Source organism: Lichenihabitans psoromatis, assembly GCF_004323635.1.
Taxonomy (GTDB): Bacteria; Pseudomonadota; Alphaproteobacteria; order Rhizobiales; family Beijerinckiaceae; genus Lichenihabitans; species Lichenihabitans psoromatis.
The window spans coordinates 1,415,691-1,428,377 of record NZ_CP036515.1 but is presented as its reverse complement, the minus strand read 5'-3'; the positions used below and the strand labels follow the sequence as shown (position 1 = coordinate 1,428,377).

12 protein-coding genes are annotated in these 12,687 nt (G+C 62.7%); 9 read left to right on the top strand and 3 right to left on the bottom strand.

The window, feature by feature from the left end; translation table 11 throughout:
* The first annotated feature begins 13 nt into the window (after positions 1 to 13).
* The 8 genes from EY713_RS06615 to glpK all read left to right on the top strand — a co-directional run bounded on the left by EY713_RS06615 (position 14) and on the right by glpK (position 8,905).
* Entirely contained in the window at positions 14 to 826 is an 813-nt protein-coding gene (locus EY713_RS06615; RefSeq protein WP_131114113.1) for a DeoR/GlpR family DNA-binding transcription regulator, read from the top strand.
* A 281-nt stretch (positions 827 to 1,107) separates the two neighbouring features.
* Complete coding sequence (locus tag EY713_RS06610) at positions 1,108 to 2,247, top strand: ABC transporter ATP-binding protein (RefSeq protein ID WP_245572918.1); 1,140 nt, start codon at positions 1,108 to 1,110, stop codon at positions 2,245 to 2,247.
* A 69-nt stretch (positions 2,248 to 2,316) separates the two neighbouring features.
* Positions 2,317 to 3,441 (top strand): ABC transporter ATP-binding protein, encoded by a 1,125-nt coding sequence (locus tag EY713_RS06605; protein ID WP_131114112.1) that lies wholly within the window; start codon positions 2,317 to 2,319, stop codon positions 3,439 to 3,441.
* Positions 3,438 to 4,334 carry a carbohydrate ABC transporter permease gene (locus EY713_RS06600; protein ID WP_131114111.1) on the top strand — a complete coding sequence of 299 codons (897 nt, stop codon included), beginning with the start codon at positions 3,438 to 3,440 and terminating at the stop codon, positions 4,332 to 4,334. Before EY713_RS06605 ends, EY713_RS06600 begins: the two co-directional genes overlap by 4 nt.
* Complete coding sequence (locus tag EY713_RS06595) at positions 4,334 to 5,140, top strand: carbohydrate ABC transporter permease (protein WP_131114110.1); 807 nt, start codon at positions 4,334 to 4,336, stop codon at positions 5,138 to 5,140. The genes EY713_RS06600 and EY713_RS06595 overlap by 1 nt, the downstream gene beginning before the upstream one ends.
* Positions 5,141 to 5,149: 9 nt before the next feature.
* A complete protein-coding gene (locus tag EY713_RS06590; RefSeq protein WP_131114109.1) occupies positions 5,150 to 5,443 on the top strand; it encodes a DUF2160 domain-containing protein in 294 nt (97 codons plus the stop codon).
* 92 nt (positions 5,444 to 5,535) lie between these two features.
* A complete protein-coding gene (locus tag EY713_RS06585; RefSeq protein WP_131114108.1) occupies positions 5,536 to 7,302 on the top strand; it encodes an ABC transporter substrate-binding protein in 1,767 nt (588 codons plus the stop codon).
* 100 nt (positions 7,303 to 7,402) lie between these two features.
* On the top strand, positions 7,403 to 8,905 hold the full coding sequence (gene glpK, locus EY713_RS06580; protein ID WP_131114107.1) for a glycerol kinase GlpK: 1,503 nt from the start codon (positions 7,403 to 7,405) through the stop codon (positions 8,903 to 8,905).
* A 25-nt stretch (positions 8,906 to 8,930) separates the two neighbouring features.
* Here the strand turns inward: glpK and EY713_RS06575 are convergent, their stop codons facing one another.
* Entirely contained in the window at positions 8,931 to 10,595 is a 1,665-nt protein-coding gene (locus tag EY713_RS06575; protein WP_131114106.1) for a peroxidase family protein, read from the bottom strand.
* Positions 10,596 to 10,824: 229 nt separating this feature from the next.
* The gene (locus EY713_RS06570) at positions 10,825 to 11,151 is read right to left on the bottom strand and encodes a TfoX/Sxy family protein (protein ID WP_131114105.1); all 327 of its coding nucleotides are present in this window, start codon (positions 11,149 to 11,151) and stop codon (positions 10,825 to 10,827) included.
* 105 nt (positions 11,152 to 11,256) lie between these two features.
* Here EY713_RS06570 and EY713_RS06565 point away from each other — a divergent pair, with 105 nt between their 5' ends.
* Positions 11,257 to 12,003, top strand: coding sequence for a hypothetical protein (locus tag EY713_RS06565; protein WP_131114104.1), 747 nt, complete (start codon positions 11,257 to 11,259; stop codon positions 12,001 to 12,003).
* Here the strand turns inward: EY713_RS06565 and EY713_RS06560 are convergent.
* Positions 11,959 to 12,618, bottom strand: a complete 660-nt coding sequence (locus EY713_RS06560) for a tetratricopeptide repeat protein (protein ID WP_165491048.1) — start codon at positions 12,616 to 12,618, stop codon at positions 11,959 to 11,961. The two genes, EY713_RS06565 and EY713_RS06560, sit on opposite strands and share 45 nt — an antisense overlap.
* Positions 12,619 to 12,687: the final 69 nt, after the last annotated feature.

The following is a 12,687-nucleotide window of genomic DNA, read 5'->3' as shown; positions in this document are numbered from 1 at the left end:
GCGACGCCCCGCGATGACGCTTCCGGTTTCGAAAGCCTCGTCTCGCCGCCAGATCGAAATCGTCGATCTGCTGCGCGAGAAAGGCCGCGTCGCGGTCGATGATCTCGCGTCTCATTTCGGTGTGACGCCGCAGACCATCCGGCGCGATCTCAACGATCTCAGCGATGCCCAGATGGTGGTGCGCGTCCATGGCGCCGCGATGGTCTCGTCCGGCGTCGTCAATCTCGCCTACGAGGCGCGCAAGATGATCGCGCAGCCTCACAAGAAGCTGATCGGCGAAGCCGCGGCCAAGCTCGTGCCCGACCATTCCTCCGTGCTGATCAACATCGGCACCACCACCGAGGAGGTCGCCCGCGCCCTGTCGAGTCACACCGGACTCTTGGTCATCACCAACAATTTGCACGTCGCCTTCGAGCTCTATCGCAACAGCGCCATCGAAGTCTTTGTCATGGGGGGCACGGTGCGGCAGAGCGACGGCGGCATCGTCGGCTCCCATGCGGTGAACCTGATCGGACAATTCCGGGTCGATCTCGCGATCATCGGCGCCTCGGCCATCGAGCCGGACGGAACTCTGCTCGATTTCGACATTCGCGAGGTTCAAGCGTCACGCGCTATCATCGAACATGCCCGCAAGGTCGTTCTGGTGGCCGACAGCAGTAAGTTTGCCCGATCGGCCCCGGTACGGGTCGCCCACCTCAGCGAGATCGACATCTTCGTCACCGATCGGCTGCCCTCGGCGGAAATTGCCGAGCTGTGTCGCACCCACGGCGTTCAGGTTGTCGAGGCGGGCGGGCCGCTCGACGCGGACCCGGACGATGCCGACTAAACGCGACACGGCGGGGACATCGCCTCCGCCGGCGCTTCCACGTTTTCGTTCTGATGATCGTTTTATTCGCTTGCGGCGTCCGTAATCTTCGACATAGGTTACGGACAAGATCGACGGCGCAACAACGCGTCGCCAGAGCAGCCTCGGGCTTTATCCCGACAAAGCGGCTCTTGATGGGAATGCGGAGCGAGGTCGCCGTATGTGGCTGCGCTTCTAAGGGGGAGACCGATGCCAAGGACGCGCCGAATCGAGATCGACCTTCCCACGATGGATCGGGTCGCTTGAGCTTCATCCTCGATCATATCGTTCTGCAGGTCGGCAAAGACGTCGTCATCGGAGACGTGTCGCTGACGCTCGAAGCCGGTACGATGAACGTGCTGCTCGGCCCGACCCTATCGGGCAAGACCACTCTGATGCGGGTGATGGCGGGGCTCGACCGGCCGACGTCGGGGCGGCTTCTGGCCGATGGCGTCGACGTGACCGGCATGTCGGTCCGGAAGCGCTCTGTCGCGATGGTGTATCAGCAGTTCGTCAATTATCCGACGCTGACGATCTACGAGAATATCGCATCCCCTTTACGGGTTCAGGGCCTGCCGAAAGCTGAGATCGAGGCTCGCGTCGCCCGCGCCGCCAAGCTGCTCCGGCTGGAGCCGATGCTCCAACGCCTTCCGGCCCAACTCTCCGGCGGCCAGCAACAGCGTACCGCCATCGCGCGCGCGCTCGTCAAACAGGCCCGTCTCGTCCTGCTCGACGAGCCCCTCGCCAATCTCGACTACAAGCTGCGCGAGGAATTGCGCGAGGAACTGCCCCGCATCTTTGCCGAGACCGGCGCGATCCTGGTCTATGCGACGACCGAGCCGACCGAGGCGCTGCTGCTGCGCGGCAAGACGGCGACGCTCTGGCAAGGCCGTGTCACGCAGGTCGGGCCGACCGCCTCGGTCTACCGGCAACCCGACAATCTCGACGCCGCGCGCGTCTTCTCCGACCCGCCCCTCAACGAACTCGCTCTGACGATCGCGGGCGGCACCGTGCGGCTCGAGAGCGGGCGTACGCTGCCGGCGGAGGGGGGGCTCGCGACCCTCGCGGACGGCGCCTATCGGCTCGGCTTCCGGTCGGATGCGGTGACGATCGGTGCGGCACAACCAGGGCGGCTCGGCTTCCCAGGAAAGGTCGCGGTGACCGACATCAATGGATCGGAGAGCTTCGTCCATGTCGAGGTCGGACATGGCGGCGCCGGTCCGGTCGGCACGACCTGGGTTTGCCTTGTCGACGGCATCCAGGAATGGCTGCCCGGCGACACGGTCGAGGTTCAACTCGATCCGTCGCAGATCTTTGTGTTCGGCGCTGACGGACAGCGGCTCGACGCCGCCGCGGCGCCGCAGCTTGGACGTGAACGACGGACCGTTTCTGCGTCCGCATAAGGTTTGTGAGCCGCTTCGCTGGTGCAGGCTTAGTCCGACCAGCAGGCAGTGAGGCTCGGAGAGGATGGTATGGCGCAGATCACCCTGGATGGCATCGGACACGCCTATGGCGGCGGACCGGCGCGCAGCGACAAAGACTATGCCCTGAAACCCCTGCATCACGTGTGGGAGGCCGGGAAAGCCTATGCGCTTCTCGGACCATCGGGCTGTGGCAAGACGACGTTGCTCAACATCATTTCGGGGCTGGTGATCCCCTCCGAAGGGCGGTTGCTATTCGGCGATCGCGACGTGACCCGCCTGCCAACCGAACAACGCAACATCGCCCAGGTGTTCCAGTTTCCGGTCATCTACGACACGATGACAGTGGCCGAAAATCTCGCCTTTCCGCTCAAGAACCGGAAGGTTCCGAAAGCCAAAATCGATGCGCGCGTGCAGGAGATCGCCGCCATGCTCGATCTCACGAGCGACCTCAAGCGCCGCGCGCGGGGCCTCACGGCCGATGCTAAGCAGAAGATCTCGCTCGGCCGCGGCCTCGTCCGCTCCGACGTCTCCGCCGTGCTGTTCGACGAGCCGCTGACCGTCATCGACCCGGCGCTGAAGTGGGAACTGCGCTCGAAGCTGAAAGAGGTGCATCGCGCCCTCGATCTTCTCATGATCTACGTGACCCACGACCAGACCGAGGCGCTGACCTTCGCCGATCAGGTGGTGGTCATGAACGAGGGACGCGCCGTGCAGATCGGCACGCCGTCGGACCTGTTCGAACGCCCGGCCCATACATTCGTCGGCTATTTCATCGGCTCGCCCGGCATGAACTTCCTCGACGGTCACATTTCGGGCCGCACCATCACGGTCGGCGGACATGCGATCGCGCTCGGCTCAGCCTATCCGACGCTGGCCGACGACGCGGCCGTGAAACTCGGGATCCGCCCGGATTACGCGACACTGACCGGGTCGGGCGGTTTGCCCGTCAAGGTCAGACGGGTCGACGACCTCGGGCGGCGACGGCTCGCTCACGTGAGTCTCGGCGACCAGCCGATGGTGGCCTTCGTGCCGAACGGCCTGTCGATCGAGGGCGACGAGGCGCGCGTCCATTTCGATCCGGCCCGCACGCATGTCTATCGCGACGACAAGCTCGTCGAGGGTGTCGCGGTCGCCGGTCTGCAACCGGCCTATGCCGAGGGGAGCGCCCGATGACCGAGACCAAGATCTGGGACAACCGCGCCTGGTTTTTCGTCGTGCCGGTGCTGGTCTTCGTGCTGTTCTCGTCGCTGATCCCGATGATGACGGTGCTGAACTATTCGGTTCAGGACACGATGGGCCAGAACAACTTCTTCTGGAACGGCGCGGGCTGGTTCCAGAACCTGCTCGACCCTACCACGGAGGTCGGCAAGCGCTTTCAGGGTGCGCTGGCCCGCAACCTCATCTTCTCCTTCGTGGTGCTGGCGCTTGAAATCCCGCTCGGCATCGCCGTGTCGCTTTGTATTCCGAAACACGGCTGGAAAGTCGGTGCCGTGCTGGTCATCATCGCGCTGCCGTTGCTGATCCCCTACAACGTGGTCGGCGTGATCTGGCAGTTGTTCACGCGCGGCGATATCGGCCTGCTCGGCGTCGGCCTGCGGGCGATCGGCTTCACCGGCTTCAACGTCACGCAGGATGCGACCTCGGCCTGGTTCACGCTGGTCATCATGGATGTCTGGCACTGGACCTCGATGGTGGCGCTGCTCTGCTACGCCGGCCTCAAGGCGATTCCCGACGCCTATTATCAGGCCGCGCGGATCGACGGCGCGAATCGCTGGGCGGTGTTCACCAACATCGAATTGCCGAAGCTTCGCAAGGTGCTGATCATCGGCATGCTGCTGCGTTTCATGGGCAGCTTCATGATCTACACCGAGCCCTTCACGGTGACGGGCGGCGGCCCGGGTGAAGCCACAAGCTTTCTGTCGATCGACCTGGTCAAGATGGCGCTCGGCCAAGTCGACCTCGGCAATGCGGCCGCCTATTCGCTGGTCTATAACCTCATCACGCTGACGGTGTGCTGGATCTTCTTCACCTATACGACCCATGCAGACGCCAAGGAGACGGCCTGATGCGCGGCACGATGGGGCGTCCCCTCGGCATGGCTCTCTACATGCTGTTCCTGCTGATCCCGGTCTATTGGCTCATCAACATGAGCTTCAAGACCAACACCGACATCATGTCGGGATTGACCTTGTGGCCACATGCACCCGTCCTCGACAATTATCGCAAGATCTTCAACGACCCCGACTGGCATGCGAGTTTCATCAACTCGATCCTTTACGTGGCCGTGAACACGGTCGTGTCGGTCACCATCGCGCTCCCGGCCGCCTATGCGTTCAGCCGCTACCGCTTCATCGGCGACAAACCGTTATTCTTCTGGTTGCTGTCGAACCTGATGGCACCCCCGGCCGTCTATGCGATGCCGTTCTTCAACCTCTATTCGTCGATCGGGCTGTTCGACTCGATCTGGGCCGTGGCGCTGGCGCATTGCCTCTTCAACGTGCCGCTGGCGGTCTGGATCTTGGAAGGCTTTATTTCGGGCGTGCCGCGCGAGATCGACGAAACCGCGATGATCGACGGCTATTCGTTCCCGCGATTCTTCATCAAGATCTTCCTGCCGCTGATCGCCAATGGCATCGGGGTCGCGGCCTTCTTCTGCTTCATGTTTTCCTGGGTGGAGCAATTGCTCGCCTCCACGCTGACGACCGTGGATGCCAAGCCGATTGCCGCGATGATGTCGCGCGCCTATTCGGCCGCCGGCCTCGATTGGGGCCTGCTGTCAGCGGCCGGCGTCCTCACCATGATTCCCGGCGCGATCGTGATCTGGTTCGTCCGCAACCACATCGCCAAGGGCTTTGCCCTCGGGCGGGTTTGAGGAGCATCCATGGACTATATCGCTCAACATCTTGCCTGGATGGCGTGGACTTGGCAGACCATGGTGTTCTTCGGGGCCATCGCGGCCATGCTGGTCGTCATGACGCTGCTGGCGGTCTATCGGCCCGAAACCCCGCATGTCGGCATTCTTCGCTTCGCCACGACCCGCAGCGACAGGCTGTTTGCCTCCTTGCTGGCGACCGCCTTCATCTTCCTGTTTTTCATCCGGTTCGGGGTCGACAATTTCCTCTATCCCGCAATCGCATCGCTGCTCCTGGCCGCGATCATGTTTCGTTTCGCATGAGGCGAAATCGTTCCGTTCGCTGACGTTTGGGCGGAGCCAAAGACAAAACCGGAGCGATTCCGCATCCGGACCAAAGCAAAGGAGGACACCCTATGGATCGTCGTGACGTATTGAAGGGCGGTGCCGCCCTCGGCATCGCCGGAGCGGCTGGTATCATCAAGAGCACACCAAGCTTCGCCCAAAAGGTCGATGCCGCGAAAAAGTGGATCGATACCGAGTTCAATCCCTCGACCTTGTCGAAAGACGAGCAGATGGCCGAGATGGAATGGTTCATCAACGCCGCCAAGCCGTTCGCCGGCATGAAGGTCAATTGCGTTTCGGAATCGTTGAAGGTTCACGACTACGAATCCAAGACGCTCACCAAAGCGTTCGGCGAAATCACCGGCATCGATGTCAAACACGACATTATGGACGAGGGCACGCTCGTCGATAAGATCGAAGTCGAGATGCAGTCGGGCCGTCCGATCTATGATTTCTGGATGAACGACACGGACTTCATCGGCACCCACCCGCGCTACAACGACATCGTGGGCGGCTCGCTGACCGATTTCATGGCCAACGACGGCAAGGACGTGACCAACCCCGGTCTCGATCTCGCCGATTTCATGGGCCTATCTTTCGCGACCTTCACGGACGGCAAGCTCTACCAGCTGCCCGACCAGCAATTCGCCAACCTTTATTGGTTCCGGCACGATTGGTTCCAGCGCGCCGACCTCAAGGAAAAGTTCAAGGCCAAATACGGCTATGAGCTTGGTGTGCCGGTCAATTGGTCGGCCTATGAGGACATCGCGGACTTCTTCTCCAACGATGTCAAAGAGATCGATGGCCAGCGCGTCTACGGTCACATGGATTACGGCAAGAAGGATCCCTCGCTTGGCTGGCGCTTCACCGATGCTTGGCTCTCGATGGCCGGCGCGGGCGATCGCGGCCTGCCGAACGGCAAGCCCGTCGACGAATGGGGCATCCGGGCCGAAAACGGCATCCCGGTCGGCTCGTCGATCACCCGCGGCGGTGACGCCAACGGTCCGGCTGCCGTGTACGCTTTAACCAAATATATCGAATGGTTGAAGAAATATGCGCCGCCGGAAGCTGCCGGTATGGACTTTCTCGAATCCGGCCCGGTTGTCGGCCAGGGCCATATCGCCCAGCAGATCTTCTGGTATTCGGCCTTCACGGATAGTGCGCGCCAGCCCGGTCCGGTCATGAACGAGGACGGTACGCCGAAGTGGCGTATGGCTCCCTCGCCGCATGGCGCTTACTGGAAAGAGGGCATGAAGCTCGGCTACCAGGACGTCGGTGGCTGGACGATGCTGAAATATGCGCCGATGCCGAACCTCAAGGCGGGTTGGCTCTACGCGCAGTTCTGTACCTCGAAGACCGTGTCGCTCAAAAAGGCGCTCACATCGTTGCATCTCATCCGCGAGAGCGACGTGTGGCACCCGGCCATGACCGAACTCGCCCCGAAGGTCGGTGGCCTCGTCGAGTTCTATCGTAGCCCGGCCCGCAAGCAGTGGACCCCCACCGGCGTCAACGTGCCGGATTATGGCAAGATGGCCCAGGTCTGGTGGCAGAACATCTCCAACGCGATCTCGGGCCAAGTGACGCCCCAGCAAGCGATGGACGGCCTCGCGCGCGACCAGGATGCCATTATGGCGCGCCTCGAAAAGTCGGGCGTGCAGGGCAAGCTCGGACCCAAGATGAACAAGGAAGAGACGGCCGAATATTGGTTCGCCAAATCCGAAACGGACGGCAATCTCGCGCCTCAGCGCAAGCTGGCCGATGAGAAGCCAAAGGGCGAAACCGTCGATTACGATGCTCTGATCAAGAGCTGGCCGTCGACCCCGCCCAAGAAAGCCTGACGCACATGACATGTGGGCGGTCCCCTCCAGGGGATCGCCCACCCCTGACCGGCATTCCTCAAACGAGGCGCCGCAACGATCCCTGAGTTGAAGGCCCTGTATGTCCGGTTCGGTTCTCGTCATCGATCAAGGCACCACCTCGACCCGCGCCATTGTGTTCGGTCCGGATGCGTTGCCGACCGCGACCGCACAGGAAGAATTTCCGCAGCTGTTCCCACAGTCCGGCTGGGTCGAGCACGACCCGAAAGACCTCTGGCGCACCAGCCTCTCGACCGCTCGCATCGCGCTGCAACGCGCCGCCGCGGCCGGCACCACCATCGCGGCGCTGGGCATCACCAATCAGCGCGAAACGATCCTGATCTGGGATCGTAAGACCGGTGAGCCGATCCACAATGCCATCGTGTGGCAGGACCGACGCACCGCCTCGATCTGCGCGACCCTCAAGGCAGAGGGGTGCGAGCCGCTGGTGCAACAGCGCTCCGGGCTGCTGCTCGACCCCTATTTCTCCGCCACCAAGATCGCCTGGATGCTGGACCATGTGGACGGCGCGCGTGAGAAAGCGGAACGCGGCGATCTCGCCTTCGGCACCGTCGACACCTTCCTGTTGTGGCGGCTGACCAATGGAGCAGTGCACGCCACCGACGCCACCAATGCGTCGCGCACCGCGCTCTTCGACATCCACAAGGGACGTTGGGATGCCGACCTGCTAAAGCTGTTCCGCGTGCCACGCCCCTTGCTGCCCGAGGTGAAGGATTGCGCGGCCGAGTTCGGCATCGCGGCCTCGGAGCATCTCGGCCTGTCCTTGCCGATCCGTGGTATCGCGGGCGACCAGCAGGCGGCCCTGATCGGCCAAGCGTGTTTCGCACCCGGCATGGTCAAATCGACCTTCGGGACGGGCTGCTTCGTGCTTCTGAACACCGGGCCGAAGCCGATCGCCTCGACGCATCGGTTGCTCTCGACCATCGCCTACCAGCTCAAGGGGCATCGCCATTATGCGCTCGAAGGCTCGATCTTTTCAGCGGGCGCGACCGTCCAATGGCTTCGCGATGGGCTCGGGATCGTTCGCTCATCGGCCGAGACGGGACAACTCGCCGAAAAATCCGACCAGGAACAGGCCGTCTATATCGTGCCGGCCTTCGTCGGGCTCGGAGCACCGACCTGGGATGCCGACGCGCGCGGCACCATCACCGGGCTGACGCGCGCAACGACGCGGTTCGAGATCGCCCGCGCGGCGCTCGAAAGCGTCGCCTATCAAACGCGCGATCTCATCGACGCCATGCAGAAGGACGTGCAGCAGAGCGGCGTCAGTCTCGAGAAATCCGTGATCCGGGCCGACGGCGGCATGAGCGCGAGCGACTGGACCATGCAATCGGTCGCCGACATGATCGACGCGCCGGTCGATCGCCCGATCGTGCGGGAGACGACAGCGCTCGGGGCGGGCTATCTGGCGGGACTACAATCCGGCCTCTACCCGAGCCCGGAAGAATTTGCCGCCACATGGCATCTTGAAACGCGGTTCGAGCCTGCCATGGCGCCGGCTCGACGCGACGCCAAGCTCAAGGGCTGGCACGAGGCGGTGGCCCGCACGGTGCTGAAGCCCTGAGGTGAGACCCGACGACGGTCGCGTCTCACTTGAAATCCAGCAAATTCCGCATGTAGATCAAGCCGCCGGGACCGCGAGCGAACCTCGGCACGAAGCCGTGGGCGGCTGGATGGTTGAAGACCGAGTCGGCATCTTCGTCGAGAAGCGCGTAGAAGACCTCGCCGATGATGCGTCCGCCGACCCAACCCAATTGGCTCAGGGCACCGGGGCCGTTGAGCAACTGTGTTTCGGTGAAGACCCGGCTTGTGTCCCCTGGGATCGCTTGAACGATCGGGGCTTGCGCTTCGGCGAGCATATAGAACCAAAGCGGCGTGCGCGTCGCAAAGTCTTCCGGGGGCGCCGTCCATTGAAATGCCTGCGGCTTGTCGGGCGCATTCGGATCGTCACCGACCGGCGTCGCATCGGTCGACACGCGGACCACGATCCTATGCGGATCGATAACCGTCACCGGCTTTCCGGCTAACTGCAATGCATGCACGAAGCTCTGGCCCGTCGCGATGCCGTAGGTGTTGCCGCGAAGCAGGTTCAGCAGCGCGAGTGACGGAAGCGGATTGGGTCCGTCCTGCCCTGGATAGGTGGGCAGCGCGTCGGGAGCGATCGCCGCGGCGGCTTGGTCGGCCGCATGGGGCTCCGGTACGATCAGGGGCAAGACGGCGAGCGGGTCGACAATCGTCGGATCGAGCTTATAGGCATATTGCAGCTGTACTTTTGGATCGGGATCGTCGCCAGCCGCGACCCGTCCGGTCAAACCGATATCGGCACCCGGCGCGGAGGCTGGGAAGAACCGTCCCCAATCGTCGATGACGTGGGTTGTCGGAAGCGGATCGAAGCCGAGCAGGCTGTCGTCGACGACCGGAGGCTGGGTCCCCTTGAAGATCGACAGACGCGTCATCGTGTTCAGCCGATAGCCGAAGCGGACCCCCGAATGGCCATAGCGATAAGCCGCGCCGACGAACTCACGCGGAAGATTGGCTCTTTTTTCTTGCGTGTAGAGCGCGTACGCCCCTTTGCGCTCATGCGGCGTATGGCCTTCGAGATCCGCCAACACCTCGTGTTTGATGATGCGCGGCAGAAGGTCGTGGACCAGAATGAGGTGATAGGTCCAGCGGACCTCGTTCTGCGCCGAAGCGAAGAGATCGTTCGGCACATTCCAGGTCTCGGGAGGCTCGGTTTTCAGGGCCGCCACGATCGTGTTGTGATATCGGATCATCCCGAGCTGGATCTGGCAGACGATCGAATTTTCGTCGTTGCGCTTATCGCCGATAATCGCGCGACCGTTCGGCGCCCTCAACAGATCGTTCGTACCGGTCAGAATCGTGGCGCCGTCCGAATCATACATGAAGGGCTGGGCGTCCGGTCCGTCGCCATAGACGTTATCGAGGTCGAAGCGCGGCGTCCGCAAGTTGGAGGGGATATGCGACCCTTGCGGCGGCCGATCGGCTGGATTGAGCGACGACGTGCTGTCGAACGTCAGGTCGTGGTCGACGAATTGCGCGAAATACGTATACCCCGCCGGGACCCACAGATTTTCTTCGGGGTCTGGGCCATCTTTCACGGTGTCGAAATCCGCCTTCATCATCTTCGACAATTGAAGAAGCTTGTGCGGATCGAACATCGCCATCTTCAGTGGCAAGAGTTCAGTGAAGGGTTGGAGATGAGATCCTATGAATCCATGCGCGCTTGCGGACATGATCAATATCCTCAAATGAAATAATTATGTCTTTTATGATTTATTTGATAGCTTATAGATAAAATAAAATGTAATTCGTTTCTAAAGCTACAGTCTGTCCGATCGACGCGAATACGTCAAGTCGATGCTGTATAAATCTATACAAGACGATAGTATCAGTCGCATGTCCGCCGATAATGAAATAATGATGACGAAACCAGAAGGGACATGTGTTTAAGCACACCGCGTTTCAGCCGCCCGGGTTCACGCGTCGCGCAGCCGCATCCGCCAACCGAACCCAATGCTCCATGATGTCGGGATCGTCGAACGCCTCCTCCGGGATGGACCAGTAGAGCATCCCGACCGCCTTGCCCTTGCGGTCGGTGTAGGCCCAGCGTCGGGCACCCGCCGCCTCGAACGCCGGAGCGCTGATCGGATCCGCCTTGAGCAGCATCTCTCCCGCGACCTCGACCGCGATGATCCGGCCCTCGTGATAGACGCCCTTGCCGCCGAACAGACGTTTGATCGTGACGGGCCCGAGGGCCAGGAACATCTCCTCGATCACGGCCTTGTCCACGGGTGGTGTCGTCCTTCTGGGTGGTCGTCTGGTCAGATCCATATAGACTGTCGTCGCCCTCGTGTCAGAGGCGCGGCTCCGACGATTGCGGGATCACTGCCGCCCATGCGTATCACCTTCCGTTGCGACCCGGCCTTGATCGACCGGCTGGAACGGCCCGTTCCGGCGCGAGCCGTCCTGCCGGATTGGTTGCGCGCCATGCCGGCCAAGGCGTTTTCCGAGACGCACGGGCAGGATGTTCGCACCGTCAAGCAATGCCCGCCCTTCGTCGATGCGATGAGCCATGGATTCATGATCCTGCTGCCTTGCGATGTCGTCGTCAGCGATGGGCGGCTGTCATGGGACTGGGATCTGCCGCCGCTCAACGTCGAAGCTCACCCCCGTTCGCCGCTCAGCTTCCATGTTCCGGCCCAGGTCTCGGGCACGCCGTTTCATCGGGACGATTGCGCCATCGTCAAGTTCAACAGCTTTTGGACCATTGAGCTCGAGCCCGGCTATTCACTCTTCGCCATGCACCCGGCCAACCGGTTCGACCTGCCGTTCCGGCTGCTCACCGGCATGGTGGATGCCGACCTGTTCACCGATGTCGGCATTCTGTTTCCGGCCGTTTGGATCGACCCCGATTTCGAGGGCGTGCTGAAGCGCGGCACCCCTGTGGCGCAGTGTTTTCCGGTGGCGCGGACGGCGCTGGATCTCGATATCGGCGGTTTCACACCGGAGCAGCAACAACGCTACGACGCGACGGCCGCGACCCTGCTGGGCCAGCAAGGCGCCTATCGCACGCGGTTCCGGGCCAAGCGCCCGCGCTCAGCCGGCGAGATCGCGCCGGAGACGCCCGAGATCGAGCCATAGCTCCCCTTTGGTCGAGGTCGTCAAAGCCTGGGCGACGCGGCCGAACGTGTCGCCACGGGTCCGTACGGCGCGTCCATAGGCCTGTTTCGCCTCGTCGAGCCTCCCCGCATCCTGCAGCACCGTGCCGAGATTGACGGCGGCTTCGGCCAAGGCCGGTTCGCTATCGAGTGCCGTTTGATAGGCGGTCGCGGCTCCCGCCAGATCGCCCGCATCCTGCCGGCACAACCCGAGCCGAAACCACGCCAAGCCGTTTCCGGCATTCAGCGCCACGGCCTGCTCGAAGCAGGCAGCAGCCTCGGGGTGACGGCCGAGTTGGCGCAACAGCCCCCCTTGCCGCATCGCCAGAGTGAAGGACGGCTCGACGGCGGCGGCCTTTCCGAAACAGACCAGCGCCGCCTCGGTTTTCCCGGCCTCTTCGAGCACCACGCCGAGCGCCTCCCAGCCGGGCGCATGCCGGGGAAACCGAGCCAGGAGATCGCCGAGCATCGCCTGTGCCTCGGCGGAGCCCCGTTGCAGCAGCAGGGCGCAGAGCCGGAACAGAGGCTCAGGCGCGTCAGGCGCAAGCACGGCGGCGCGTCGCAGCGCATCTTCGGCGGAAGCTTGGTGGTTCGGCACGGCTCCCGGCTCTCCAAAACACAAAGCGTACGGCTTGACGCGCGCACGCGGCCCCCGCAAAAGCGAGCC

Coding starts and splice junctions, on each gene's coding strand:
- EY713_RS06615 (WP_131114113.1), top strand. CDS start 14: ATGACGCTTCCGGTTTCGAAAGCCTCGTCTCGCCGCCAGATCGAAATC.
- EY713_RS06605 (WP_131114112.1), top strand. CDS start 2,317: ATGGCGCAGATCACCCTGGATGGCATCGGACACGCCTATGGCGGCGGA.
- EY713_RS06600 (WP_131114111.1), top strand. CDS start 3,438: ATGACCGAGACCAAGATCTGGGACAACCGCGCCTGGTTTTTCGTCGTG.
- EY713_RS06595 (WP_131114110.1), top strand. CDS start 4,334: ATGCGCGGCACGATGGGGCGTCCCCTCGGCATGGCTCTCTACATGCTG.
- EY713_RS06590 (WP_131114109.1), top strand. CDS start 5,150: ATGGACTATATCGCTCAACATCTTGCCTGGATGGCGTGGACTTGGCAG.
- EY713_RS06585 (WP_131114108.1), top strand. CDS start 5,536: ATGGATCGTCGTGACGTATTGAAGGGCGGTGCCGCCCTCGGCATCGCC.
- glpK (WP_131114107.1), top strand. CDS start 7,403: ATGTCCGGTTCGGTTCTCGTCATCGATCAAGGCACCACCTCGACCCGC.
- EY713_RS06575 (WP_131114106.1), bottom strand. CDS start 10,595: ATGTCCGCAAGCGCGCATGGATTCATAGGATCTCATCTCCAACCCTTC.
- EY713_RS06565 (WP_131114104.1), top strand. CDS start 11,257: ATGCGTATCACCTTCCGTTGCGACCCGGCCTTGATCGACCGGCTGGAA.